Source organism: Pseudomonas sp. 10C3 (assembly GCF_036346185.1).
Taxonomy (GTDB): Bacteria; Pseudomonadota; Gammaproteobacteria; order Pseudomonadales; family Pseudomonadaceae; genus Aquipseudomonas.
Map to the genome: position 1 here is coordinate 1 of NZ_JASJVE010000124.1, position 267 is coordinate 267.

Consider the following 267-nt stretch of genomic DNA (forward strand, 5'->3'; position numbering starts at 1 on the left):
GAATATACCTAGAATCGTATTAAAATTACAATCAAGTAATAGCCTTAGTATTAATAAATAATCTTAATAATAGGTATTGACTATGACAAGTTCCGCGATGGACGGGCCTTCCTTTAACGATGATTGGCACGATAAGCTGGCCCAATTGCTCAATGAGCGGCGACCGAACAATCGTCATGACATTTGGCTATGGCTGTACCTATACCGCGACGAGGAAGTCGGCCTCGACCCTGCCACCTGCAACGGCAGGACCATGCGAGATGAGAT

1 protein-coding gene is annotated in these 267 nt (G+C 44.9%); it reads left to right on the top strand.

What is annotated here, in order from left to right:
• Positions 1-82: 82 nt before the first annotated feature.
• Positions 83-267, top strand: a 185-nt coding sequence (locus tag QN399_RS26370) for a hypothetical protein (protein WP_330201949.1), incomplete at its 3' end; no start/stop codon positions are given.